20 protein-coding genes are annotated in these 24359 nt (G+C 71.3%); 13 read left to right on the top strand and 7 right to left on the bottom strand.

Annotated elements, in window-relative coordinates; translation table 11 throughout:
* Nucleotides 1-190 precede the first annotated feature (190 nt).
* The gene (wecB, locus tag AC08OJ_RS01590; protein WP_476591681.1) at nucleotides 191-1564 is read left to right on the top strand and encodes a non-hydrolyzing UDP-N-acetylglucosamine 2-epimerase; all 1374 of its coding nucleotides are present in this window, start codon (nucleotides 191-193) and stop codon (nucleotides 1562-1564) included.
* 126 nt (nucleotides 1565-1690) lie between these two features.
* On the top strand, nucleotides 1691-1987 hold the full coding sequence (locus tag AC08OJ_RS01585) for a hypothetical protein (RefSeq protein WP_476591680.1): 297 nt from the start codon (nucleotides 1691-1693) through the stop codon (nucleotides 1985-1987).
* A gap of 207 nt (nucleotides 1988-2194) precedes the next feature.
* On the opposite strand, the gene AC08OJ_RS01580 is transcribed toward AC08OJ_RS01585, so the two are convergent.
* On the bottom strand, nucleotides 2195-2953 hold the full coding sequence (locus AC08OJ_RS01580) for a hypothetical protein (RefSeq protein ID WP_476591679.1): 759 nt from the start codon (nucleotides 2951-2953) through the stop codon (nucleotides 2195-2197).
* A 318-nt stretch (nucleotides 2954-3271) separates the two neighbouring features.
* Here AC08OJ_RS01580 and AC08OJ_RS01575 point away from each other — a divergent pair, with 318 nt between their 5' ends.
* Nucleotides 3272-6061, top strand: coding sequence for a helix-turn-helix transcriptional regulator (locus AC08OJ_RS01575; RefSeq protein ID WP_476594891.1), 2790 nt, complete (start codon nucleotides 3272-3274; stop codon nucleotides 6059-6061).
* Nucleotides 6062-6100: 39 nt separating this feature from the next.
* On the opposite strand, the gene AC08OJ_RS01570 is transcribed toward AC08OJ_RS01575, so the two are convergent.
* Complete coding sequence (locus AC08OJ_RS01570) at nucleotides 6101-6907, bottom strand: inositol monophosphatase family protein (protein ID WP_476591677.1); 807 nt, start codon at nucleotides 6905-6907, stop codon at nucleotides 6101-6103.
* Between the two features lie 246 nt (nucleotides 6908-7153).
* Here AC08OJ_RS01570 and valS point away from each other — a divergent pair, with 246 nt between their 5' ends.
* Nucleotides 7154-9778 (top strand): valine--tRNA ligase, encoded by a 2625-nt coding sequence (valS, locus tag AC08OJ_RS01565; RefSeq protein ID WP_476594890.1) that lies wholly within the window; start codon nucleotides 7154-7156, stop codon nucleotides 9776-9778.
* A 19-nt stretch (nucleotides 9779-9797) separates the two neighbouring features.
* Here valS and AC08OJ_RS01560 read toward each other — a convergent pair whose 3' ends face one another.
* The 3 genes from AC08OJ_RS01560 to AC08OJ_RS01550 all read right to left on the bottom strand — a co-directional run bounded on the left by AC08OJ_RS01560 (nucleotide 9798) and on the right by AC08OJ_RS01550 (nucleotide 12364).
* A complete protein-coding gene (locus tag AC08OJ_RS01560; protein WP_476594889.1) occupies nucleotides 9798-11180 on the bottom strand; it encodes a nitrate/nitrite transporter in 1383 nt (460 codons plus the stop codon).
* Between the two features lie 203 nt (nucleotides 11181-11383).
* Nucleotides 11384-11902, bottom strand: a complete 519-nt coding sequence (locus AC08OJ_RS01555) for a gamma carbonic anhydrase family protein (protein ID WP_476591674.1) — start codon at nucleotides 11900-11902, stop codon at nucleotides 11384-11386.
* 153 nt (nucleotides 11903-12055) lie between these two features.
* Nucleotides 12056-12364, bottom strand: a complete 309-nt coding sequence (locus AC08OJ_RS01550; protein ID WP_476591673.1) for a DUF4235 domain-containing protein — start codon at nucleotides 12362-12364, stop codon at nucleotides 12056-12058.
* Between the two features lie 248 nt (nucleotides 12365-12612).
* On the opposite strand from AC08OJ_RS01550, the gene dut reads away from it, so the two are divergent.
* The 4 genes from dut to AC08OJ_RS01530 all read left to right on the top strand — a co-directional run bounded on the left by dut (nucleotide 12613) and on the right by AC08OJ_RS01530 (nucleotide 15195).
* Nucleotides 12613-13203 (top strand): dUTP diphosphatase, encoded by a 591-nt coding sequence (gene dut / locus AC08OJ_RS01545; protein ID WP_476594888.1) that lies wholly within the window; start codon nucleotides 12613-12615, stop codon nucleotides 13201-13203.
* A complete protein-coding gene (locus tag AC08OJ_RS01540) occupies nucleotides 13184-13897 on the top strand; it encodes a DUF3710 domain-containing protein (protein ID WP_462187665.1) in 714 nt (237 codons plus the stop codon). The genes dut and AC08OJ_RS01540 overlap by 20 nt, the downstream gene beginning before the upstream one ends.
* A 160-nt stretch (nucleotides 13898-14057) precedes the next feature.
* Entirely contained in the window at nucleotides 14058-14444 is a 387-nt protein-coding gene (locus tag AC08OJ_RS01535; RefSeq protein ID WP_476594887.1) for an OB-fold nucleic acid binding domain-containing protein, read from the top strand.
* A gap of 73 nt (nucleotides 14445-14517) precedes the next feature.
* Nucleotides 14518-15195 (top strand): DUF3159 domain-containing protein, encoded by a 678-nt coding sequence (locus AC08OJ_RS01530; RefSeq protein ID WP_476594886.1) that lies wholly within the window; start codon nucleotides 14518-14520, stop codon nucleotides 15193-15195.
* 29 nt (nucleotides 15196-15224) lie between these two features.
* Here the strand turns inward: AC08OJ_RS01530 and AC08OJ_RS01525 are convergent, their stop codons facing one another.
* Nucleotides 15225-15920: a potassium channel family protein gene (locus AC08OJ_RS01525; RefSeq protein ID WP_476591668.1), complete on the bottom strand. Its 696-nt coding sequence runs from the start codon at nucleotides 15918-15920 to the stop codon at nucleotides 15225-15227.
* A 46-nt stretch (nucleotides 15921-15966) separates the two neighbouring features.
* Entirely contained in the window at nucleotides 15967-16638 is a 672-nt protein-coding gene (locus tag AC08OJ_RS01520; RefSeq protein ID WP_476591667.1) for a potassium channel family protein, read from the bottom strand.
* A 129-nt stretch (nucleotides 16639-16767) separates the two neighbouring features.
* Between AC08OJ_RS01520 and AC08OJ_RS01515 the strand changes: the two genes are divergently transcribed.
* The 5 genes from AC08OJ_RS01515 to AC08OJ_RS01495 all read left to right on the top strand — a co-directional run bounded on the left by AC08OJ_RS01515 (nucleotide 16768) and on the right by AC08OJ_RS01495 (nucleotide 24341).
* On the top strand, nucleotides 16768-18774 hold the full coding sequence (locus AC08OJ_RS01515; protein ID WP_462187659.1) for an APC family permease: 2007 nt from the start codon (nucleotides 16768-16770) through the stop codon (nucleotides 18772-18774).
* Nucleotides 18771-20237, top strand: a complete 1467-nt coding sequence (locus AC08OJ_RS01510) for a class I SAM-dependent RNA methyltransferase (protein WP_476594885.1) — start codon at nucleotides 18771-18773, stop codon at nucleotides 20235-20237. Before AC08OJ_RS01515 ends, AC08OJ_RS01510 begins: the two co-directional genes overlap by 4 nt.
* 301 nt (nucleotides 20238-20538) lie before the next feature.
* Nucleotides 20539-22506, top strand: a complete 1968-nt coding sequence (gene dxs, locus AC08OJ_RS01505; protein WP_476591665.1) for a 1-deoxy-D-xylulose-5-phosphate synthase — start codon at nucleotides 20539-20541, stop codon at nucleotides 22504-22506.
* A gap of 172 nt (nucleotides 22507-22678) precedes the next feature.
* Complete coding sequence (locus AC08OJ_RS01500) at nucleotides 22679-23677, top strand: lysylphosphatidylglycerol synthase domain-containing protein (RefSeq protein ID WP_476591664.1); 999 nt, start codon at nucleotides 22679-22681, stop codon at nucleotides 23675-23677.
* Between the two features lie 28 nt (nucleotides 23678-23705).
* Nucleotides 23706-24341, top strand: coding sequence for a hypothetical protein (locus AC08OJ_RS01495; RefSeq protein WP_476591663.1), 636 nt, complete (start codon nucleotides 23706-23708; stop codon nucleotides 24339-24341).
* Nucleotides 24342-24359 lie beyond the last annotated feature (18 nt).

The following is a 24359-nucleotide window of genomic DNA, read 5'->3' as shown; positions in this document are numbered from 1 at the left end:
CGGCGGGTTCGCTCCCGCCGGCCCCGCCCGCCGGCCCGCCTGTCGCCTGTCGCGCCTCGTGCGCTCCTCCCTCGCCCTGGTCGGCGTGCTGGGTAATTTACGTACTACCAAGAGTGATAAGCTTGCTGGGTGAACACGGACGGCCGTGCCGTCCGATCGTCACCATCCGTTGCGGTAGGGGGAAGTCCGAATGCCGCGTGGCACCCCGGAACAGAGTGGGCCCTCGGTACCGACGGTTCCGTCGGGAATCCCCGGTGAGTGGGTCACCCCGATCGTCCCCCAGCCCAGCGGGCCCTGGCCACGCCGCCCCCAGCCGGCCGTGGCCCGGGCGGGGCCGGCCGCGGACGACGCCGCCGGACCGCGCGGGCGGCGCCTGCGGGTCATGGTCATCGTCGGCACCCGGCCGGAGGTGATCAAGCTTAGCCGGGTGATCGCCGCCCTCGACCAGGCGGTCGACCTGTGTCTGGTCCATTCGGGCCAGAACTACGACCACGAACTGAGCGGAATCTTCTTCGAGGAGCTCGGCATCCGCCGACCGGACCACATGTTGGAGGCCGCCGGAGCCACGCCCGCGGAGACGATCAGCAGGATCATCGCCCGGGTGGACCCGGTGCTCGCCGCCGAGGAGCCTGACGCCGTGCTGCTCTACGGCGACACGAACACCTGCCTCGCCGCGATCCCGGCGAAGCGCCGGCGCATCGGGGTGTTCCATCTCGAGGCCGGGAACCGCAGCTTCGACCAGCGGGTTCCCGAGGAGATCAACCGTAGGGTCGTCGATCACCTCAGCGACGTGCATCTCGCCCTGACCGAACATGCCCGCCGTCACCTGCTCGCCGAGGGACTGCCCGCGCAGCGGGTCTTCGTCGTCGGATCGCCGGTGAAGGAGGTGCTCACCCACTACGCGCCGCTCATCGACACCTCGTCGGTGCTCGCCACCCTCGGGGTGCAGGCCGGCCGGTACCTGCTCGTCAGCGCCCATCGGGAGGAGAACGTCGACCGCCCCGAGACGTTGTCGGCGCTGCTGGACACCCTCAACCGGCTGGTGGCCCGCTACCGGCTGCCGGTGATCGTTTCGACCCACCCGCGGACCCGCGAGCGGCTCTCGGCGCTGCGCCGCTCCGGACACTTCCCGCTCATCGACGAGCGGGTGCGCTTCTGCCGGCCGTTCGGATTCTGTGACTACCTCGCCCTGCAGCGGTCCGCGCTGTGCGTGCTGTCCGACAGCGCCACGCTCACCGAGGAGGCGTCCCTCGTCGGTTTCCCTGCGGTGCTGATCCGGGAGGCCCACGAGCGCCCGGAGGGCATGGACCGCGGCGTGGGCGTCTCCAGCGTGCTGCGCCCCGACCGGATCCTCGACGCGGTCGAGCTCGTCGTCCGGGAGGCGGAGAGCGACCGCCGCCCCCGGGTCGTCGCCGACTACGACGTCGACGACGTCTCCCGCCGGGTGCTGCACATCATCGTCAGCTACGTCGATCACATCCGCCGGACGGTCTGGTACGGCGACCCCGGCCCGTCCGCCGGGCCGAGTCCGGCCGCTCCCGCCACCACCGCCGAGAGCCACTGAACCCTCCCCGTCCCGGGCACGGTAGTCAGCTTTTTTAGGGATCTCCCTGACGCGCGCCCCCGTTCCCGTTTCCCAGACTGAAAAGCGACACGCCGTCAGCGGTATCAGTTGGGGAGGAACACCGTCATGCCCGGACAGTGGGACGCCACCGTCAAGTCGGTCTACGCCGTCGACAGTGGTACCAACAACACCATTGATGTCATCGCGGATGACAAGGCCTTCGATGTCATCGCCGACGTCGAGATCGGGGAGAGCCTGATTGACTTCGGTGGCGCCGAATACACGCTCAGTGTTTCTGTTCGCAACCTGAGCCGGTTCGTTGTCGTGGCCACCGGAAACGTGATCGGCAAGATTCCGGTCAAGCCGGGGGACCCGAGGAAGGCCTTCAACAAGCCGTTGACGGTGCCAATCTCCGCACCCTGATTCGCGAATGCTGCGGAGGATGGGGACGCCCTTGACGTCATCGCCGCGCTCAAGGTGGCGTCGGGACGGTTCGTCAACACCACGGTCGCGATCAGCCCCTCGTTCATCGTCTCACCCTGATCGGGTCCGGCTCCTCACGAGGACATCGGATCCGATTGTTTGACGGTGGCCCCGGCGGAGGATCTCCGCCGGGGCCACCTCGCGCTATCAGGGTCTTGCGGTCAGCAGAGCCAGGGCGCGCCGGGTCTTCGTCTCCTCGTCCTCCTCGATGTCGAGCCCGAGGCGGCGCAGGGCGGCCTCGAAGGCGATCTGGGCACCATCCGGCTCAACCCGGATGGACAATTCCAGCAGATCGAGCCCGCGGTCGCCGGGACCGGGGGCGAGCCGCCATCTCTCGGCCGCCACGGGAAAACCCGCCACCGGGATCGGAACCGGGGTGTTCCAGCGGACACCGTCGAGTGGGCCCAGTACGGACAGGCTGTCCAGATCGATGGGGCGGTCCGCGTACTCGCGAAGGAACCGGCGCTGGCGGGGTGAGAACAGTTCCCGCGGCGACGTCGCGCCGACGAGGACGTCGGTCACCCGGCGTGCTTCCGGGTGTGCGGTCAGCGAGGCCGCGGGAACCCTGCGTTCCCCCGTCCAGTCCGCCTCCATCCGGAACACCGCGACGCGGTCGGGGCGCAGGCCGAGCCATTCCGGACTGAGCCGGGATCGCCGGGCTGGCCGGAGCCTGACCGTCGCATCACCGTGTCCGGCACCGTACTGCCGCAGCCGCAGGATGATTCCCTCGTTGAGCAGCGCTATTCCGCCGCGTTCCGCCGTTCCAGCCGGGTCCGCGCAGAAGTAGACCCGACGGCCGATGCCCAGCTCGGCGGTGAGCGCCAGAGCGTCACGCGCGGCGGATATCCACGGCCCGGTGAGGTTCACCTTGATCTGAACGCAGTCCAGGCGACGACGGGGACGCATCTCAGCTTCCGTGGGAATTACCGGGAGTGAGTAGAAGTCCGGTCATATACGGGCAACATCGGGATCATTTCTCTGCGTGGGTAACCGGGCGTGACGGCCGGATCGTCAATGGCGCTGGGTCGGGCACAGAACACCCCTCCGTACGGATTCTCCCGGTTCTCCCAGGTCAACACACCGAGGGCCGAACCGCGTCCGGGAATCCCCGGCGGTTCCGGACACCGTCGTTCACTTCTGTGCTTAAAGTCCCTTTGCCGACCGTTCTGGTCACGGCAGGATGATGTTGGTGGACAACGGCGTCACGGGGGAAGGACGGTTGTCGTGAAAGGGGCAAAGGCCACCATCGACGACTCTACCGGTATGCATCCGCTGGTAGGCCGGGAAAAGGAGTGTCGTCTCCTCGACGGCCTGCTCGCGGCCGTGGCGCAGCGCGGATCCGCCCTCGTTCTGCGGGGTGAACCCGGTGTGGGGAAGACCGCGTTGTTGCGGTGTGCCGCCCGGATGCTCCAGCTTCGCGGGGTCGAGTCGGAGAGCACGCTGCCTTTCGCCGCGCTGGCGGACCTGGTGCTGCCGCTGCGGGTATGCCTGGCGCTCGCGGAGGGGGTGTCAACGAGCCCGTACGCCGCGTGCGCGGGAACCCTGAACGTCTTGGCCGCGGCCGGGGACAGGCATCCGCTCGTGGTGCTCGTCGACGATCTGCAATGGGTGTACCCGCCGTCGCAGCAGGCGCTGCTGTTCGTCGCGCGCCGGCTGGCGGTGGAACGGGTGGCGATGGTGATGACGGTCCGCTCGGATACCGCCGACCTGTGCGAGCGGTCCGGCCTGCCCTGTATGGAGGTCGCCGGGCTGTCCACCGAGGCGTGCGGCGAGCTGATCCGCGAGCACGGTTATCGGATGGCCCCGCACGTGCTGGGCGACCTGGTCCGGCGGATCGCCGGCAACCCATCGGCGCTGCTGGAGACGGCGGCCTCGCTGGGGGAGGCCCAGCTGCTTGGGCAGGAACCGCTCGGTGAGCTGCCGCCGCCGGGACGTCAGTTGGAGCATGCCTGGTCCGACCGGCTGGACGGGCTGCCCGAACGCACCAGGCAGGCGTTGGTCGTGCTTGCCGCCAACCGCACGACGTCGGTGGGAGCCCTGGCCCGTGCCGTGACCGCAGCCGCTCTCACCCTGGCCGATCTGGACGCCGCCCACGACGCGGGTCTGGTCAGGGTCGCCGCCGCGGACGGCGGCGTCGGCGGCGGTGATGGCGTCGATGCCACGCTGGAGTTCGCCCATCCGATGCTGGGGCCCTTCGTGCTGCGCCACGCCGCACTGTCGGCGCGCATGCGCGCCTACCAGGCACTCGCCGAGGTCTCCCATGGTGATGCGCGGGTGTGGTACTTGGCCGCCGCGGCTGGCGGTCCGGACGACGGGGTGGCCGACGTGCTTGCCGAGGTCGCCGTCCGGACGCGCCGACGCGGGGGATACGGCGCGTCGGCGCGGGCGTGGCACTGCTCCGCCGCACTGATCTCCGAGCGGGCCACCCGGGTCGACCGCGTCCTGCGTGCTGCCGCCGACGCGCATCTCGGCGGCCTGTCCCAGGATGCGGCAGCCTGGGCCGACGAGGCGGCGCGGCTGGCCCGCGGGCCGCTCGTGCGAGCCGACGTCGAGCTGGTCCGCGGCCGGGTGCTCACCTGGTCCGGTCATCCGACCCGGGCGTACGACCAGCTCGTCCAGGCGGCCGAGGCGGTCATGGACACCGATGCCGGACGGGCGGGCGCGCTGCTCGCCGAAGCCGTCCTGCCGGCTCTGATGGACGGCAGGGTGACGGTGGCCCTGAACACCGCCCAGCGCGGGCAGGCACTGACGCCGCGCCATCTGGCCCGCGCCCTGCCCCTGTCGATCCACCATGGCCGCGCTCTCGCCCTCACCGGGATGACCGGCGAGGCGGCCGCCTGCCTGGACGCCGTGTCCGGAGAGATCATCGCCGCGGACGACGTGGAGGACCAGCAGGCGCTGACCCTGACCGGCCAGACCCGCCTCGACGTCGAGGCGGACGGTGAGGCCGCCCGACTGCTCACCGCGGTGGTCAATGCGGCCCGCCGCGCCGGAGCCCCCGCGATGCTGCCCTACGCCCTCGCGGTGCGTTGTGAACTGGAGGGCTGGCGGGGCCTGTGGGCGGCCGGTTACGCGGACGGGGTGGACGCGCTGCGCTGGGCCGAGGAGCTCGGGCAGGTAGGCGCGATCGGCCTCAGTCTTATCGTGCTCGCCCGGATCGACGCCGCCCGCGGCGACCGCGCCCTGAGCGAGCAGCGGATCAGCCGCCTGCGGCGCGAGATCGGGCCGTACGGCATCGGCAGCCTGGACCTGCACGCGGCCGGCGTCCTCGGGCTCGCCGCGCTCGGTCACGGCGAGTACGACGTTGCCGTCATCACGCTGCGAGAGGCCTGGTCGCGGGCCCGAGCCATGGGGCTGGCCAATCCCAACGCGATGCCGCTGGTCGGCGATCTCGCCGAGGCGCACATCCGGTCCGGTGACCACGACGGTGCCGCGGAGGTCGTGGATTGGCTCGCCGAACGTGCCGAGACGACTGGACTCGCGTGGCCCGCGGCGGTCGCCGCCCGCTGCCGCGGCCTGATGGCCGACGGCCTGGCGGCGGCCGAGACCGCCTTCGCGCAGGCCGAAGCCGCTCACCGGCGCCGGCGGATGCCGTTCGAGCACGCTCGGACCCGGTTGTGCCGGGGCGAGGTCGTGCGTCGTTTCCGCCAGCCGGCCGCAGCCCGGGTGCCCCTGCGCGAGGCGTACGCGACCTTCGAGATGCTGGGAGCGAAACCGTGGGCCCGCCGAGCCGCCGCCGAACTCACGGCCACCGGCGACCGGAGTGTCCTCAACGACCGCCCGACGGAGCACCCGACAAGGCTGGAGCGGCTCACCCCCGCCGAGCTCCAGGTGGCCCGCGCCATCTGCGAGGGGATGAACAACGCCGAGGCCGCGGCCGCCCTGTTCGTGTCCCGCAAGACGGTCGAGACCCATCTCACCCGGGTCTACCGCAAGCTCGGGATCCGCTCTCGCGGCGGTCTCAGCCGGGCGCTCGTCGCAGCCGGAGTCGACGACGTCGTGCCCTGGCCGTGAGTGGCGGGCCGGTGGTGAGCGGCGGGCCGGTCGGGGACCTCAGTCTCGGTCGGCGGGGGGATCCTCGGCGAGCAGGGCGGTCAGCGCCGGGAACAGGGCCGGCGGGGCTGCGACGGTGAGATCTTCGCCCGCCGGCCGGCCGTGCAGCCCACCGACCCGCAGCCCGGCCTCCACCGCCACGAGGCCGCCGGCGGCCTGGTCCCAGGGCTTCAGCCCGCGCTCGTAGTAGGCGTCGACGAGGCCGCCGGCCGCCGCGCACAGGTCCAGCGATGCCGCACCCATCCGACGGATGTCGCGCACCCGGGGCACCACCCGGCTGGCGACAGCGACCTGCGCGGCCCGGCGGGACGCCGTGTAGCCGAAACCCGTTGCGACGAGGGCGCCGGCCAGCGTCGTCACCGCCGACCCGGTCAGCGGTTCCCCGTCCCGGTAGGATGCGCCGCCGCGCGTGGCGGTGTAGGTCACGCCCAGCGCCGGGGCATGCACAACTCCGGTGACGACCTCCCCGCCGACCTCGGCGGCGATCGAGACCGCCCAGTTGGGCAGCCGGTAGAGGAAGTTCACCGTACCGTCGAGCGGGTCAACGACCCAGCGCACCCCGGTCGTGCCGGCGGAGTCCGAACCCTCCTCGCCGAGCAGTCCGTCGCCGGGGCGCAGTTCGGCGAGCCGTCGGGCGACGAGCGCCTCGGAGGCGCGGTCGAGGGCGGTCACGACGTCGGTGGGAGACGACTTCGTCGTCTCCGCGGCCACGGTGCCCTCCCGGCCCCGCGCGAGCAGGTCACCCGCCTCACGGGCGATCGTCAGCGCAATGGCGAGCAGTTCGTCCGGGTCTGGCAGGTCGCTCATCGTCCGGCGCTCCAGGGATCGGCACGGGAGTACGGTCCGTTCAACGGTTCATCCTGCCAAGACGGCCGGTCGTGCACTCCCCGTGGAATGTGAGAGGCGTCACGTCCGTTGACTGCTTCCGGTTCCCGTTCCCGGCTCCGGCTCCGGCCCAGGGGTGCGTGCCCGGGCCGGAACCTCGCCGGTCCGCCGACCGGGGGACCTCGGTGGTCGGTGACCACGATCGAGGCGCCCGTAGGATCGTTGCTTGTGGTCGCGACAGACGGTACGGAACGGTCCACCCGCGCGGTCCCGGCGAAGCCGAGCCTGGACGGCATCGAGGCGCGCTGGTCGACGGTATGGCAGGATGAGGGCACCTACGCGGTCGACCGGACGGTCGACCGCGGGCAGGTCTACTCCATCGACACCCCGCCGCCGACCGTCAGCGGTTCCCTGCACGTGGGGCACGTCTTCTCGTACACCCACACCGACCTGATCGCCCGCTACCAGCGGATGCGGGGTCGCGAGGTCTTCTACCCGATGGGCTTCGACGACAACGGGCTGCCGACCGAACGCCGGGTGCAGAACTACTTCGCTGTCCGCTGCGAGCCGTCGCTGCCTTACGACCCGGGTTTCACCCCGCCGGACAAGCCCGGTAAGGAGCAGATCCCGATCTCGCGACGCAACTTCGTCGAGCTCTGCGAGCGGCTGACCCTGGCGGACGAGAAGGGCTTCGAGCAGCTCTGGCGCCGGCTGGGGCTCTCCGTCGACTGGTCGCACACCTACGCAACGATCGACGCCCGGTCGCGGACCGTCGCGCAGCGGGCCTTCCTGCGCAACCTCGCTCGCGGTGAGGCTTATCTTGCCGAGGCCCCGACGCTGTGGGACGTTACCTTCCGCACCGCAGTGGCCCAGGCCGAGCTGGAGGACCGGGACCGCCCCGGCGCGTACCACACCCTGGCCTTCCCCCGGTCGGGCGTCTCCGCCCCGGGCGAGGGGCTGGACCCGGCGGACCCGATCGTCATCGAGACGACCCGTCCCGAGCTGCTGCCCGCCTGCGTCGCCCTGGTCGCCCATCCGGACGACCCGCGTTATCAGTCGTTGTTCGGCGCCACGGTGCGGACCCCGCTGTTCGACGTCGAGGTCCCGGTGGTCGCGCACCGGTTGGCCGACCCCGAAAAGGGATCCGGCATCGCGATGATCTGCACCTTCGGCGACCTCACCGACGTGACGTGGTGGCGCGAGCTGCGACTTCCGGCGCGTGCGGTGATCGGCCGTGACGGCCGGTTCATCCCGGACCCACCGGACGCCGTCACCTACGCGGCCGGCCGGGAGCGGTACGCCGAGCTCGCCGGAAAGACCGTGCACAGCGCCCGGGCGCGGCTCGTCGAACTGCTCGCCGAGTCCGGCGCGCTGCTCGGCGAGCCGCGGCCGATCACTCATCCGGTCAAGTTCTACGAGAAGGGCGACCGGCCGCTGGAGATCGTGACGACCCGCCAGTGGTACCTCCGCAACGGCGGGCGGGACGAGCCGCTGCGGGCCGCGCTGCGTGGACGAGGCCAGGAGTTGCGCTGGTACCCGGACTACATGAAGGTCCGCTACGAGAACTGGGTCGACGGCCTCAACGGCGACTGGCTGATCAGCCGGCAGCGGTTCTTCGGCGTGCCGTTCCCGGTGTGGTACCCGCTGGACGCCGCCGGTGCGCCGCGGTATGACGCGCCGATCGTGCCCGACGAGGCGTCGCTGCCGGTCGACCCGTCCAGCGACGTCCCGCCCGGGTACACCGCCGAGCAGCGGGGCGTGCCCGGCGGGTTTGCCGCCGACCCCGACGTGATGGACACCTGGGCGACGTCCTCGCTCACCCCGCTGATCGCCAGTGGCTGGGAGCACGATACCGATCTGTTCTCCCGGGTCTTCCCGATGGACCTGCGCCCGCAGGCACACGAGATTATCCGGACCTGGTTGTTCTCGACGGTGGTGCGCACCCACGCCGAGTTCGGCGTGCTGCCCTGGTCGAACGCGGCGATCTCCGGCTGGATCCTCGACCCGGACCGTAAGAAGATGTCGAAGTCCAAGGGCAACGTGGTGACCCCGATGGGCCTGCTCGAGGAGCACGGGTCGGACGCGGTCCGTTATTGGGCGGCGTCCGGGCGGCCGGGCACCGACACCGCTTTCGACGTCGGCCAGATGAAGAACGGCCGCCGGCTCGCCATCAAGATCCTCAACGCCAGCCGGTTCGCGCTCGGTCTCGCCGTGACCCCCGACGCCGTGGTCTCCGACGCCGGGGCGGCCCCCGCCCCGGCCAGCGAACCGCTGGACCGGGCCCTGCTGGCCGCCTTGGCCGACGTGGTCGACACCGCCACCGCGGCCTTCGACAGCTATGACTACGCCCGGGCCCTCGAGGTCACTGAGTCGTTCTTCTGGCGGTTCTGTGACGACTACGTCGAGCTCGTGAAGGGCCGGGCGTACGGCTCCTCCGGGGCGGCGGGCGCGGCCTCCGCGCACACCACGCTCTCGGTGGCCCTGTCGGCGTTGCTCCGGCTGTTCGCCCCGGTCCTGCCGTTCGTCACCGAGGAGGTCTGGTCCTGGTGGCGTCCTGGTTCGGTGCACCGGGCGAGCTGGCCGGACGCCGCCGAGATCCGCAAGCTCGCCGAGGGCGCCCGCGCGGAGCTCCTCGGTGCCGTCGGGGCGGCGCTGTCCGGTGTCCGCCGGGCCAAGTCCGAGGCGAAGGTATCGCAGAAGGCCGAGGTCGCGAGCGTCCTGATCAGCGGCGAGGCCGACCTCGTCGCCCTCGTCGAGTCGGTGGCCGCGGACCTGCGCAGCGCCGGCAGCATCCGGGAGCTCACGCTGAGCCCGACCGGCGGCGAGATCGCCGTCGCCGTCGAACTGGCCTGAACACAGGGCACAGACGGGATCAGATGCCGGCGAGGCGTTTGGCGGACGGCCGCAGATACACGCACCAGGTAACCACGAAGCACAGCGCGTAGAAGGCGATGAAGGAGATGTAGGCCGCGTCGCCGGTCCGGTAGCTCAGGAACGACTGTCGGAAGGCCAGGTTCACCAGCACCCCGCCGAACGCGCCGATCGTGCCGGCCAGGCCGATGAGGGCTCCGGACAGCCGCCGGGCCGAGTGCTGCGCCGCGACCGGGTCGCCACCGGCGTCGATGGTGGTTTGCGCCTTCGCCTGGAAGATCGCCGGGATCATCTTGTACGTTGACCCGTTCCCGACATCACTGAAGACGAACAGCGCGATGAACCCGACCAGGAACAGGGGAAGCGACTCCGTCAGCGAGGCGACGAGCACGATCGCGGCTGCGGCCGCCATCGCCACGAAGTTGGCGAAGGTGACCTTCGCTCCGCCGACGCGGTCCGCCAGGATGCCGCCGACCGGGCGGATCAGTGAGCCGAGCAGCGGACCGAGGAAGGTCAGGTAGGCGGCCTTGATCGGGGTGCTGAACTGGTCGTGGAACTGCACCTGGAGCACCTGGCCGAACGCGAAGCCGAACCCGATGAACGACCCGAACGTGCCGATGTAGAGCAGCGACATCACCCAGGTGTGACCGTCACGGGCGACGTCGCGCATCGCGCCCCGGTCGTTCTTCGCGCTCGACAGGTTGTCCATGAACAGCGCCGCGCCGAGTGTCACCAAGACGATCAGCGGTATGTAGACGGCAAGGACAACCCGGGGGTGGTCCTTGCCGGCGGTGGCGAGGACGAGCAGGCCGACAAGCTGGATCGCGGCCACCCCCAGGTTTCCGCCGCCGGCGTTCAGTCCCAGGGCCCAGCCCTTCAGCCGCTCCGGATAGTAGGCGTTGATGTTGGTCATCGAGGAGGCGAAGTTGCCGCCTCCGACCCCCGCGACCGCGGCGACGATCAGCAGGGTGGGGTAGGAGACGCCGGGAGAGAGAACGACGGCCGCGAGGATCGTCGGCACGAGGAGCACCGCCGCGCTGAAGATGGTCCAGTTACGCCCCCCGAACCGGGCGACGGCGAAGGTGTAGGGGATCCGCAGCACACAGCCGACGAGCGCGGGCAGCGAGGTCAGCAGGAATTTGCCGGCCGGGTCGATGTGGTAAGCCGGTCCGAGGAACAGGACCGTCACCGCCCACAACGACCAGATCGAGAACCCGACGTGTTCGGCCAGGATCGAGAAGATCAGGTTTCGGCGGGCGATGCGGAAACCGCCGTTGTTCCAGAAAGTGCGGTCCTCGGGCCGCCAGTCGTCGATCCAGCGGCCGCGTCGGGACGGACCGGTCACGGTGCCGGTAGTCGGGACGCCTTCCAGCGTGGCGCTCATAGATGATCCTCCGAGGTGCGGGTGATGCCACGACGGTAGGAATGCGCCGTTACGTGGCGCGGCGTCGGCTGTGACTCTCTCTGAGACATCCGCTTACCTGGGCGGGGACCCGACGGTGAGACCTCGGGCGCACCGGCCGTCGGGCCGTCGGCGGATCCGCCGGGAGGGCCGGGCGAGGCGTGGGTGGCCCGGCGGTCGACCGGTCAGTCGATCCGGCGTAGCTGCTCGCGGTAGCGCTTGCCGTTCGCCACGTAGATCGCGGCCCCGGCGGCGAGGGCACCCGGGGCGACGGAATCCGGCAGGATCTTCGCTGGCACGCCGAGCGCCCTCGCGCCCGGCGGCACGACCGTGCCGCCCACGACGACCGCGCCCGCGCCGACCAGCGCACCCCGGCCGATCCGGGCCCGGTGGAGCACCACCGAACCGGAACCGACCAGGGCGCCGTCCTCGACGACGCAACCCTCCAGATGAGCCAGATGCCCGACCGTGCAGTCGTCACCCACCACCGTGGTGAGTTCCTCGGTAGCGTGGATCACCGTGCCGTCCTGGATGGACGTACGGGCGCCGATCTCGATCGTCCCGTAGTCGCCACGCAGCACCGAGCCCGGCCACACCGTGGACTTGGGCCCGATCGTCACCGTGCCGATGACCGTCGCGTCCGGATGGACGTAGGCCGTGGGATCGATGGTGGGGACGGCGTCCCCCAGGGCGTACACGGCCATCCGAGCCTCCCGCTGATCGTGACGCCGCCGATCCGGACGGCGCACCGGTGGATCCCATCGTGCCCGGAAAGGAGCAGCCGGGTGCCCCGGAGAGCCGCTCGTGGCCGGCCGCTCATCAGTGCTCGCCGGTCACGCGTTCAGTCCTCGGAGAAGTCAGTCCTCGGAGAAGGAGGTCTTCGGGTGGAGCATGCCGGGCGGTGGTGAACCCGTCGCCCGGGCCCATCCGCGCGCGGCCGCGCGCTCGGCCGCCAACCGGCCGATCCCGATCGCGAGACCCGAGATCGCCGCCCAGGCGACGGCCTCCGTCCAGGCGGTGTCCGGGTCCGCCGGGTTGGCCGGCGGGTCGGACTTGCGCACCTTGCGGTACAGGGCGCTCACGACTCGGCTCGCGGCCATGCCCGCGAGCGTGGTCGCCCCTCCGCCGACGATCTTCCATCCCAGCTTTGACGCTGCTTTCGCCACCCCGCACCTCTCGTTCCTCGGCGAGGACCATGCCGGTCCGCCCGCCCCCTGCTTACCCCGACCGGCCTGCTTAGCCCCTCGGATCGTCTTAGCCTCTCGGATCATCTGCTATCCGATCACGCCGGGATACGCCCGCCGGAGTCCGGGGCTCGCTGCGGCCCGTCGGACCGGCAGGCCGATGGCGGTACGAGGGCCATGGCCTAGCGTGGGGGTCACGCCCGGACCGGGCACCCTCGACCAGGAGAGCCATGACCGCCACCGATCCGACGACGCCCACCGCCCCGCCTCCCGCGTCCGCGGTGCCACTCGCCGTACAGCCCGCCGCGCAGCCCGCGCCCGCCGTACCGGGTCGGGTGGAGATCCTCGTCCGCCGGTCGGACCGCGAGCTGGCGCTGCCGGCGTACGCCCAGCCGTCGGACGCGGGGGCGGACCTGGTGACGGCCCAGGATGTGACGCTCGGCCCGGGGGAACGGGCGACGGTCGGAACCGGCCTGAGCATCGCCCTGCCGGCCGGGTACGCGGCGTTCGTCCATCCGCGCAGTGGCCTGGCCGCGCGGCACGGCCTGTCCGTGGTCAACGCCCCGGGAACGGTGGACGCCGGTTACCGTGGAGAAATCAAAGTCATTCTGATCAATACCGACCGATCTGACATGATCATCCTACATCGGGGCGACCGGATCGCCCAGCTGGTCGTGCAGCGCGTGGAGCACGCCGTGTTCCGGGAGGTCGATGAGCTGCCGGCCTCGGTGCGCGGAAGCGGCGGGTTCGGCTCCACGGGGGGTTTCGGGTCCGCCGGGGGGGCAGGAAAGGAGACCACCGGTGTTCGGGCGAGGGCGTAGGGAGTTCGACCGTCGCGAGGCGTCCGAGGTGGACGTCCCCGAGAAGGTCACCTCGCGGGGCTCGTCGGAGCCCGACGGTCCCTACGACATCGCGCAGGCACCTGATGACGACGTGCATCGCCTCGATCTCGGGTCGTTGCGGATTCCGGCGCTCGACGGCATGCAGGTGCAGTTCCAGGTCGAGGAGTCGACCGGCAAGCCGCTGACGGTGCTGGTGACCGACGGACGCAGCGCGATGGAGCTCTCCGTCTTCGCGGCGCCGAAGAGCCGGGGCCTCTGGGACGAGGTACGGGCCGAGATTCTGGAGACCATTCAGGGAGGCGGTGGGTCGGAGGCAGACGGTCGCTACGGCCCTGAACTGCGGATGAGGTTGCCGACCGGGCGACCGGGCGAGACCGTGCCGGGTCGGATGATCGGTGTGGACGGTCCGCGCTGGTTCCTGCGGGCGGTGGTGACCGGCGCGGCCGGACAGGATCCGGCGGCCGGCCCCCTCCTGGACGCCGCGTTGCGCAATCTGATCATTTCTCGTGGTGACGGCGCGATGCCGGTGCGGGATCCGTTGCCCCTGAGGCTGCCGAAAGAGATCACTGATCACCCCGATCACCCCGCTGGTTCCGGCGGACCGGTCGCCTCGGCGACCAGCGGACGGCCCGAGATGCCCGTGCGCGGTGCGCGTATAGCCGAGATCCGCTGACCGCCCTGTGCCCGGGATCCCCGCATTGCGCCGAAGGCGCCATGCGGGGCGGGCACATTGAGCGCCGGTCATGCGTTGCATTGGACGTGTTGGACGTGTTGGACGTGTTGGAGCAGCAGTTGCTTGCGCCGAGTCGCCGACGAGCCGGATCGGAGGAGCCGTGGGCGAGTCACGCGGCTGGTTGGGGCGCAAGCTCCACAGACTGACAGCAGGGACGAGCGAGCTCGACGCCGAGGACCTCCAGGCGGCCTCGGCGGCGGCGGGCGCCGCCCCGATGAGCGGCTGTCGTGACCGGGACGAGATCTGCGTCGCGGGTACTATCCAGGCCGTGACGGTACGTGCGCCTTCGGGTGCACCGACCCTGGAGGTCGACATCTACGACGGCAGCGGCACCGTCACGTTGGTCTTCCTCGGCCGCCGGGACATCCCGGGCCTGCGGGCTGGCGCGTCGGTCAAGGCTTCCGGGCGCGTTACCGTGCAGGAGAACCGTCCGATCATCTTCAACCCGCGTTACGAACTACTCCCCGTTCCGTCGGCGAGCGCCTAGGTCGGCGGGTCCGCCCAACCCGACGGGATCTTAACCAGATATGCCACGTACGCCATCTCCCGACACGCCTCCGATGACGATGTCCGAGGCCATCGGCGGCCCACGGGGGATCATTGACAGCTCCGTGCCCACCGTGGCGTTTGTGACGGTGAACGCCGAGGCCGGACTGACCGCCGGCATTGCGGTCGCCATTGCCACGGCGGCCGCTCTGCTGGTGCTGCGCATCGTGCGCCGTGAGCCGACCCAGCAGACCTTTTCGGGGTTGTTCGCCGTGGCGATCGCTGCATTCGTGGCCTCTCGCACCGGGAACACGAAGGGGTTCTTCCTGCCCAGCATTGCGAAGAACGCGCTCTGGGGGGTGGTGGCCCTGCTGTCGATCGTCCTGCGCCGGCCGGTGGCGGGGTATCTCATGGCCGGTCTGGACAGCCGCTATGCGAACTGGCAGCGGGTGCCCCGCCAGCAGCGGGCCGCGGTGTGGGCGACGGTCGTCTGGATCGCCGTGTTCGGTGTGCGGTTCGTCGTGCAGGGGGTGCTCTACCTCGCCGACGAGCCCGGCTGGCTGGCCGCGGCCAACATCGCCCTGGGACTTCCGCTGTTCGGTGTCGCGGTGTTGGCCAGCTTCGCCATCGTCCGCCGGATCGCACCGCTGCTCCCCGCCGCCACCGACCCGACGGTCGTGGACGGCGAGGTGCTGGCCGGGGACGCCCCGCGCGGCGAGCCCCCGCGCGGAGAGCGGCAGCCTGCCGGCTGACCGCCTCCGCATCGCCAGCCTGTCGCGCGTCAGCCCGGCGTGCCCGCGCCTGCCGGCGCTTGACCGAGCAGCACGGCGAACTTCTCCTCGGCCTCGGCGTTCGTCGTGACCGCGAGAACCTCGTCGCCGTCTTCCAGAGTGGCGTCGGGCGAGGGAATGACCGCCCGTCCGTCACGCAGGATCACCACCAGGGCGCTGTCCGCCGGCAGGGCGATCTCGCTGAGCCGCTGGCCGATCACCGGCGCGTTCTCGGCCAGCGTCAGCTCGACGAGGGATGCATCGCTCTGCCGGAACCGCATCAGCTGGACGAGGTCGCCGACGCTGACGGCCTCCTCGACCAGAGCCGTGAGCAGGCGCGGCGCGGACACCGCCACATCCACCCCCCACGACTCGGTGAACAGCCATTCGTTCTTGGGATGGTTGACCCGCGCCACGACCCGGGGCACGCCGAACTCGGTCTTCGCGAGCAGCGAGACGACGAGGTTCACCTTGTCGTCCCCGGTGGCGGCCACCAGGACGGTGTACTCGTTCAGCCCGGCCGCGTCGAGCTGGGACAGCTCGCAGGCGTCCGCGAGCAGCCACCGGGCCTCCGGTAGCGCGTCGGTCCGGATCTTCTGCGGATCCCGCTCGATGATGAGCACCTCGGAGCCGTTCTCCAGCAGTTCGGCGGCGATGGACCGGCCGACCTTGCCCGCTCCCGCGATTACCACCCGGCGCACGCTCATCGCTTCTCCTCCTCGCGCGGCATCGTCTGCCTGGATCTGCCCGGAGCTACCCGGAGCCCTCGCCGTCCGGCCCGGTGCGCAGCACCGTGTCCGCCTCGGACGCGTGCGCCTTCGTCACGGCCACGTGCACGACGTCACCGTCCTGGACGAGGGTGCGGGCGTCGGGCAGGACACCCTCGCCGAACCGGGTCACGCAGACCACCCGTACCCCGGCGGACTCCTCCAGCTCCCGGATCCGGCGGCCCACCCAGGCGGGTCCTGGTGGGATCGCGGCCAGCAGCACCGAGCCCGACGGATCGGACCACTGCGGCGTGACAGCGTCGGGCAGGAGCCGGCCGAGGATCTGGTCCCGGGTCCAGCGCACCGTGGCGACGGTGGGGATACCGAGCCGCTCGTAGACCTCGGCCCGGCGGGGATCGTAGATCCGCGCGACGACCCGCTCGACCCCGAACATCTCGCGGGCCACCCGGGCGGCGATGATGTTTGAGTTGTCCCCGCTGGAGACGGCGGCGAACGCGGCGGCCCGCTCGATGCCCGCCTCGATGAGGGTGTCGCGGTCGAAGCCTATCCCGGTGACCCGCAAACCGGTGAAATCGCGCGGTAGCCGCCCGAACGCGGCGGGGTTCTGGTCGATGATCGCTACTGAGTGGCCGAACCGTTCGACGCTGCGGGCAAGCGCGGAGCCGACTCGGCCGCAGCCGAGGATCACGACATGCACAAGGGTTCAGGGTAGTCCGATCCGGCCTGACCGGCGCAGGTCACGTGGCCGGATCTCCGGATACGGAGCATCTGTGTGCTACGCCACACTGATGCTGAACTGCGTGGCTGGCGTCGGTAACATCGCCGCGTGGCGCTCACGGATCGCCTCAAGCGCGGTTTCGTCGGTCGACCGATCGGGAGCGACCGGCTTGGGGAGACACTGCTCCCCAAACGGATCGCCTTGCCCGTCTTCGCGAGCGATGCCCTTTCCTCGGTGTCGTACGCGACCGAGGAGATCCTGCTTGTCCTGTCACTCGGCGGGCTGGCCTTCTACCACTACTCGCCCTGGCTTGCTGGAGCCGTCGCCATCCTGATGCTGACGGTGGTGGCGTCCTACCGGCAGAACGTGCACGCCTACCCGAGCGGCGGCGGCGACTACGAGGTCGTCTCGGTCAACCTGGGCCCGCGGGCCGGCCTGCTGGTGGCCAGTTCCCTGCTGGTTGACTACGTCCTCACGGTCGCGGTGTCGGTGTCGGCCGGTGTCGCGAACCTGACGTCGGCCGTCACCGGGCTCGCCGCGCACAAGGTGCTCCTCGCGGTCGTCATCGTGATCCTACTGACGATAATGAACCTGCGTGGGGTGCGCGAGTCCGGCACGGCGTTCGCCATCCCGACCTACGGCTTCGTGCTCGGCATCTTCGTAATGATCGTCACCGGGCTGGTCCAGGCGGCCGTTGGTCATCCGCCGCGGGCCGAGAGCGCCGGATACCAGGTGGTCGCCGAACACGACTACGCGGGATTCGCCCTGGTGTTCCTGGTGCTGCGGGCGTTCGCCTCGGGATGCACGGCGCTCACCGGGGTCGAGGCGATCAGCAACGGGGTGCCCGCGTTCCGGAAGCCCAAGAGCCGCAACGCCGCGACCACCCTGCTGATGCTGGGGTTCATCGCAGTCACGATGTTCGGCGGCGTCACCGCGCTGGCTCTGATCTCCGACGTGCATGTCGCCGAGCACACCGGGGACCTGATCGGCGCCAGTGGTGAGCAGCCGACCGTGATCGCCCAGGTCGCCGCCGCCGTCTTCGGGGACGGATCGCCCGGCTTCGGCTACATCGCCGTCGTCACGGCTCTCATCCTGATGCTGGCGGCGAACACCGCCTTCAACGGCTTCCCGGTGCTGGGTTCGATCCTTGCCCGCGACGGCTACCTGCCGCGTCAGCTATACACCCGCGGCGACCGACTGGCCTACTCCAACGGGATCGTGCTGCTCGCCGGCTTCGCGATCCTGCTGATCGTCGTGTTCGACGCGCAGGTCACCGCCCTGATCCAGCTCTACATCCTCGGGGTCTTCATCTCGTTCACCCTCAGCCAGACCGGGATGGTGCGGCACTGGGCGCGCATCCTGCGCTCGGACGACCCGGCTGCGTCCGATCCGGCCGCCCGTCGGCGGATCCGCCGGTCTCAGGCGATCAACTTCTTCGGCGCCTGTCTCACCGGCACCGTGCTGATCCTCGTGCTGGTCACGAAGTTCACCCACGGTGCCTGGATCGTCTGTCTGGCTATCCCGATCATCTTTCTCGGGATGCGGGGGATCAGGGCTCACTACGACCGGGTCGCGGTCGAACTCACCCCGGAACCCGGGCCGCCGACCCTGCCCTCCCGGATCCACGCCGTCGTCCTCGTCAGTAAGATCCATGCCCCGACGCTGCGGGCCCTGGCCTACGCCAAGGCGTCGCGGCCGCACAGCCTCGTCGCGGTCACGGTCGCCGTCGACCAGGCGGAGGCCGATCGGCTCCGCAAGGCGTGGGCGGAGCGGGGGATCACCGTCGATCTCGTGGTGCTGGCCTCCCCCTACCGGGAGGTGACCCGCCCGGTGCTGGACTACGTTGCCCGGATCAGGCGGGAGAGCCCACGGGACGTCGTCGCCGTCTACGTCCCCGAGTACGTCGTCGGTCACTGGTGGGAGCATCTCCTGCACAATCAGAGCGCGCTGCGGCTCAAGGCCCGGCTTCTCTTCCAGCCCGGCGTCATGGTCACCAGCGTGCCCTGGCAGCTCGCCTCGTCCAGGCTGGCCGAGCAGCGGCTCGAGCGGACCGGGGCGGGCGCGGTGCGACAGGGCCGGGCCACGCTTCCCGGCCCGTCGGAGCGGAAGCGGTGAGTCGACAGCGCCGGCCCGCGCGATCGCGCGTCTCCGGGCACACCGCACGGCAGGCCCGCGCCCCGGGGATCGCGGTCGGCTCGCTGCTCGACCTCGACGTTGGGCCGGTGGCCCACGGCGGCTTCTGCGTCGCCCGCTCGGGCGGTCGGGTGGTGTTCGTCCGCCATGCCCTGCCCGGCGAACGGGTCCGTGCCCGAGTTACCGACGCCTCCCACGAGCGGTACTGGCGGGCGGACGTGGTCGCCGTCCTGACGCCCTCGCCGGACCGAGTGGTCGCGCCCTGCCCGCACGCCGGCCCAGGGTTGTGCGGGGGGTGCGACTGGCAGCATGCCGGCCTCGCGGCGCAGCGGCGCGGCAAGGCCGAGGTCGTGGCCGACGCCCTTCGGCGGTTCGGTGGCCTCGACGCCCGGGTCAGCCTCGCGCACGCCGGGTCCGGCCTCGGGACGGCGGCCGAGGCCGGACCCGGCGCCGAGCCGGCGCTGGAGGTGCTGGTCGAGGCGGTGCCCGTCAGCGGCCCGGAGCGGCTGACCGGATCCGACCGGTCCGGTGGCGTCGACGACGGACTGGCGTGGCGGACTCGGATGCGCTTCGCGGTGACGGCCGGCGGCGAGGTCGGGCTGCGGGCGAGCCGCTCGCACGAGGTGGTGGCGACGCCGGACTGCCGCATTGCCCACCCCCTCGTCCTCGCGGCGCTCGCCGGCCGGCGGTTCCCCGGGGCCGACGCCGTCGAGGTCGCGGCCAGCCCGGCGACCGGGCAGGTGGCCGTGGCGGTGCATCCCGCCGGCGCCGGGACGGTCGTCGACGACGGGCGCGCCGGGACCGGCGAGGACCCTGGGGAGGTCGGAGTCCCCGGGGAGGTCGTCGAGGTGGTGGGGGAGCGGAGGTTCCGGCTCGGGCCGGAGGTGTTCTGGCAGGTCCATCCGGCGGCTCCCGGCGTGCTGGTGGACGCGGTCCGCGGGGCCCTGCGTCCCCGAGCCGGGGAGACCGCGCTCGACCTGTATGCCGGGACGGGCCTGTTCGCGGCGTTCCTCGCGGAGGATGTCGGCGCCGCTGGCCGCGTCATCGCACTGGAGTCCGACGCCGCGTCGGTCGCGGCCGCGGCGAACAACCTCGCCGATCTGCCATGGGTCTCGCTGCGGGCGTTGCGGGTGACACCGGCTACCATCCGCGGGGTGCTCGGTACGGGCGGGCCGGCCGGCCGGGTCGATCTCGCGGTGCTCGACCCGCCGCGCACCGGGGCGGGCCCGGCGGTGGTGGCCGCGCTGCTCGCCCATTGCCCCCGCGCGGTCGCCTACGTCGCCTGCGATCCCGTCGCATTGGGTCGGGACCTCGCCGCCGCGGCAGCCGTGGGCTACGACCTTGTCGCGTTGCGCGCCTTCGACCTGTTCCCGATGACCGCCCACGTCGAGTGTGTGGCACTGCTCGAGCCGCGAGGCGCGGACCGGAGTCCGAACCTGGTGTGATTGCGCCGGTACCAGAAGTGTCGCCGGAACGGCGTGGACTCCACTTCCGGCCGCTTCTGGCACGACCTGGTCGTCCTGGCGTGTCGCCCGCGCGCCACGCCGACAGAGTGTGTGCATCCGCGTACTCGGATCCGGACCAATAGTGGACAACCGGGGAGGTGGATTCTACCGCGATCAGGCCTATTGCCTGACGCTCTACGAGGAACTCACATGTCGGGTGCCCGTCTGCAAGGGACCAGGCGGGCTGCGTAGACTTCGCCGGACCCGGACCGATCCCCTTTCGGGAGAGGGAGTTCACGCCGTGTCGCTTCTGTCCACGATCAGTAGTCCGCAGGACGTCAAGCGCCTTGACCACGAGGAGCTCGGCACCCTGGCGGCCGAGATCCGTGATTTCCTCATTCACGCAGTCGCGCGTACGGGAGGTCACCTCGGGCCGAATCTGGGGGCTGTCGAGCTGACGTTGGCAATACATCGTGTGTTTGATTCGCCATTCGACCGCATCCTTTGGGACACCGGCCATCAGTCCTATGTGCACAAGATTCTGACCGGCCGGGCGGACGATTTCTCTGGGCTGCGCCAGCGGGGTGGCCTTTCCGGCTACCCCAGCCGGGCCGAGTCCGAGCACGACATCATCGAGAACTCGCACGCCTCGACCGCCCTGTCCTACGCCGACGGGCTGTCGCGTGCCTACGCGCTGCGTGGTGAGGACCGGGCCGTCGTCGCCGTCGTCGGTGACGGTGCCCTGACCGGCGGGATGTGCTGGGAGGCGCTGAACAACATCGCCGCCGACGACCGGCCCGTCGTCATCGTCGTCAACGACAACGGCCGGTCCTACGCACCGACGATCGGCGGCCTCGCCGACCACCTCGCCGCGCTGCGGCTGGCGCCCGAGTACGAGCAGGTCCTCGACGTCGTCAAGCAGGTCCTCGGCCGCACCCCGCTGGTCGGCCCCCCGCTGTTCGACGCGCTGCACGGCATCAAGAAGGGCATCAAGGACGTCGTCCAGCCGCAGGGCATGTTCGAGGACCTCGGCCTGAAGTACGTCGGCCCGGTCGACGGCCACGACGTCGTCGCGGTCGAGTCGGCCCTGCGCCGGGCTCGGGACTTCGGCGGGCCCGTCATCGTCCACTGCGTGACCCGCAAGGGCTTCGGCTACCCGCCGGCGGAGCAGGACGACGCCGACAACTTCCACGGCGTCGGCATCATCGACCCGGCGACCGGTAAGCCGGTGTCGACGTCGAAGACCATCAGCTGGACGAGCATCTTCTCGGGCGAGATCGTGCAGATCGGTTCCGAGCGGCCCGACGTCGTCACGCTGACCGCCGCGATGCTCCAGCCGGTCGGTCTCGGCGCCTTCGCCAAGGCCTACCCGGACCGGGTGTTCGACGTCGGTATCGCCGAGCAGCACGCCGTCACCTCGGCCGCCGGGCTCGCGATGGGTGGGCTCAAGCCCGTCGTGTGTCTCTACGCCACGTTCCTCAACCGCGCGTTCGACCAGGTCCTGATGGACGTCGCCCTGCACCGCCAGCCCGTGACGTTCGTGCTCGACCGGGCCGGTATCACCGGGGAGGACGGGGCGTCGCACAACGGCATGTGGGACCTGTCGTTCCTGCAGGTTGTCCCGGGGCTCGCGATCGCCGCCCCGCGGGACGCGCCGACCCTGCGGGCGGAACTGCGCGAGGCCGTGGGTAACACCGACGGCCCGACCGTCGTGCGCTTCCCCAAGGGCAAGGTCGCCGCGGACGTGCCGGCGATTGACACGGTCGGCGGGGTGGACGTGCTCTACCGTTCGCCGAAGGTGGCCCAGCGCCGCGAGGTGCTGCTGGTCTCCATCGGCGCGATGGCCGCGACCTGCCTGGAGATCGCGGAGCGGGTCGCGAGCCAGGGCATCGGCATCACCGTCGTCGACCCGCGGTGGGTCAAGCCACTGGACCCGGCACTGATCGATCTTGCCCGCGCCCACGACCTCGTCGTCACCGTCGAGGACAACGGCCGGGTCGGCGGGGTCGGGGCTGCGCTGGCCCAGTTGCTGCGCGACGCCGACGTCGACGTGCCCCTGCGGGACTTCGGCATCGCCCAGCGCTTCCTCGACCACGGCAAGCGGGACGAGGTCATGGCCGAGGTCGGGCTTGCCCCGCAGGACCTCGCCCGCAAGGTCGTCGAGGCCGTCGCGAAGCGCCAGCCGGCGATCGAGGACGACCCGGCCTCGCCCGGCGAAGCGGCCCCGGCGGGCGAGCGGGCCGGCGAGGCCATCGGCGACCAGCGCTGATCCCCGGCGCCCTGACCCCGGCGTCCTGACTCGGGCGCTCTGACCCCGAACGCACCCGGGTATCGCCCGGTCATCGGGGTTCGGCGGGCGAGGACCCGCCACCGTGTCGGGATCCGCCATCGTGTCGGGGCCCGGCACGATGGCGGCCCGACCGCCGTCCTAGGCTGACCAGGTGGGTGAGCACACCGTGTCGGCGCGCCGGGGCGCCGCCTCCCGCCGCCGGGCTGGGCGCGGCCCACGCTGGTGGGCCATGCGTGGTGCGCTCTTGGTGGCCCTCGGGTTGCTGGTTCTCGCCCTGGTCAGCCAGTGGAACGAGGTCGAGGAGTCCGTCCGCTCGCTCACCGTGGGCGGCGTGGTGGCCTCGGGTGTGGTCACCGTGCTTGCCGTCGGTACCACCGTGCTGTCCTGGCGGGCGTTGCTGGGAGGGCTGGGTGCCGCGCTTCCCCTGCGGGCCGCCGTGCGGATCTTCTTCCTCGGGCAGATCGGCAAGTACATCCCGGGCAGCGTGTGGCCGGTGCTCGCGCAGATGGAGCTCTCCCGCGACCACGGCGTCTCCCGGTCGAAGGCGGCTTCGGCGAGCCTGGTCGTATTGGCGCTCGCGGTGCCGAGCGGGGGGCTCGCCGCGGCGGTCACCCTGCCGTTCGTCTCTGCGCAGGCGCTCGCCGACTACTGGTGGGCGCTGGCGGTCGTGCCCGTCTTCGTCGTCGTGCTCTGCCCGCCGGTGCTGTCCCGCCTGTTGGCGCTGGCGTTCCGGCTGCTGCGCCGCCCACCGTTGACCGAACCGCTGCCCCCGCGGGCCGTCGCCGCCGGAGCCGGCTGGTTGCTGCTCAGCTTCTGCTGCTACGGGGTGGCGACCTGGCTGCTCGTCCGGGATCTGCATCCGGCGGTCGGCGGCGGCCGGCTGTTGCTGCTCTCCCTCGGGGCCTACGCCCTGGCCTGGACCGCCGGATTCCTGGTACTGGTGCTGCCCGCCGGGGCGGGGGTGCGGGAGGCGGTACTGGTACTGGCGCTGGCCCCGGCGGTCGCCAGTGGGCCGGCGACCCTGGTCGCGCTGGTGGCGCGGCTTCTCGCCACGATCGCCGACCTGGTCTGGGCGCTCGTCGGTGTCGCCCTGCGGCAGCGGGGTGCTCGGCTGTCGTGTACTGATGATGTGGTGCAGGAGCGAATGTGAGGAAGTGGGAGGAGGGTGGGGGTGCACCATGACCCGCAACGGCCACCCTGGTGGGCCCCCGCCGCCACCCGTCCCGCCGACCTCGTGGGGCGGCCCCGGGTGGCCGGGCGGGCCGCCGGCGCCCCGCCGTAGCCGGGCCCGGTGGCTGATTCCGCTCGTCCTCGTGCTCGCCCTCCTGGCCGGCGCGGGCGGGACAGGCCTGTTCCTGTTCTTCCGCTCCGCCAACGGCACTGCCGACGCCGTCCGCGCCTACCTGACGGAGGTCAGCGACTCGCGCTACGAGGCCGCTTACGCCCGCCTCTGCCCATCGGTCCAGGAACGCCGCCCGGCGTCCGAGTTCGCCATCATCATGCGGGCTCTGGACGATGTCCAGGGCGGTATCGCCTCGTTCGCCGTGCGGGGAGTGCAGATCCACCGGTCCGTGGGTTTCCCGACGGTCCGGGAGGTTCAGGTCGACGTCCGGCGCGGCAGCGCCTCGGCGAGTCACGAGACGTACCAGGTGGGCAAGGAATCCGGAAGCTACTGCCTGCTGGCGCCCGGCGCCCCGTTCTCCTTGGACCCGTCGCTGCCCCCGGATCTTCAGCCGCCGGGCCCGTTCGGTGATTTCCCCGGCAATGGCCGGCGTGGCGGTAGCGACGACGAGCCGCCGGTCCGCACGGCCTGACCCTCTTCGCCAGCCTGA

This window comes from Frankia sp. CgKIO3 (genome assembly GCF_977946435.1).
The sequence above is the reverse complement of the archived record's forward strand: the minus strand, read 5'-3'. Positions and strand labels throughout refer to the sequence as shown.

Bases quoted from the DNA above. Each gene is read 5' to 3' on its own strand.
- AC08OJ_RS01585 (WP_476591680.1), top strand. From the start codon at position 1,691: ATGCCCGGACAGTGGGACGCCACCGTCAAGTCGGTCTACGCCGTCGAC.
- AC08OJ_RS01580 (WP_476591679.1), bottom strand. From the start codon at position 2,953: ATGCGTCCCCGTCGTCGCCTGGACTGCGTTCAGATCAAGGTGAACCTC.
- dut (WP_476594888.1), top strand. From the start codon at position 12,613: ATGACCGCCACCGATCCGACGACGCCCACCGCCCCGCCTCCCGCGTCC.
- AC08OJ_RS01495 (WP_476591663.1), top strand. From the start codon at position 23,706: ATGACCCGCAACGGCCACCCTGGTGGGCCCCCGCCGCCACCCGTCCCG.
- wecB (WP_476591681.1), top strand. From the start codon at position 191: ATGCCGCGTGGCACCCCGGAACAGAGTGGGCCCTCGGTACCGACGGTT.
- AC08OJ_RS01530 (WP_476594886.1), top strand. From the start codon at position 14,518: ATGACGATGTCCGAGGCCATCGGCGGCCCACGGGGGATCATTGACAGC.
- AC08OJ_RS01570 (WP_476591677.1), bottom strand. From the start codon at position 6,907: ATGAGCGACCTGCCAGACCCGGACGAACTGCTCGCCATTGCGCTGACG.
- AC08OJ_RS01560 (WP_476594889.1), bottom strand. From the start codon at position 11,180: ATGAGCGCCACGCTGGAAGGCGTCCCGACTACCGGCACCGTGACCGGT.
- AC08OJ_RS01525 (WP_476591668.1), bottom strand. From the start codon at position 15,920: ATGAGCGTGCGCCGGGTGGTAATCGCGGGAGCGGGCAAGGTCGGCCGG.
- AC08OJ_RS01555 (WP_476591674.1), bottom strand. From the start codon at position 11,902: ATGGCCGTGTACGCCCTGGGGGACGCCGTCCCCACCATCGATCCCACG.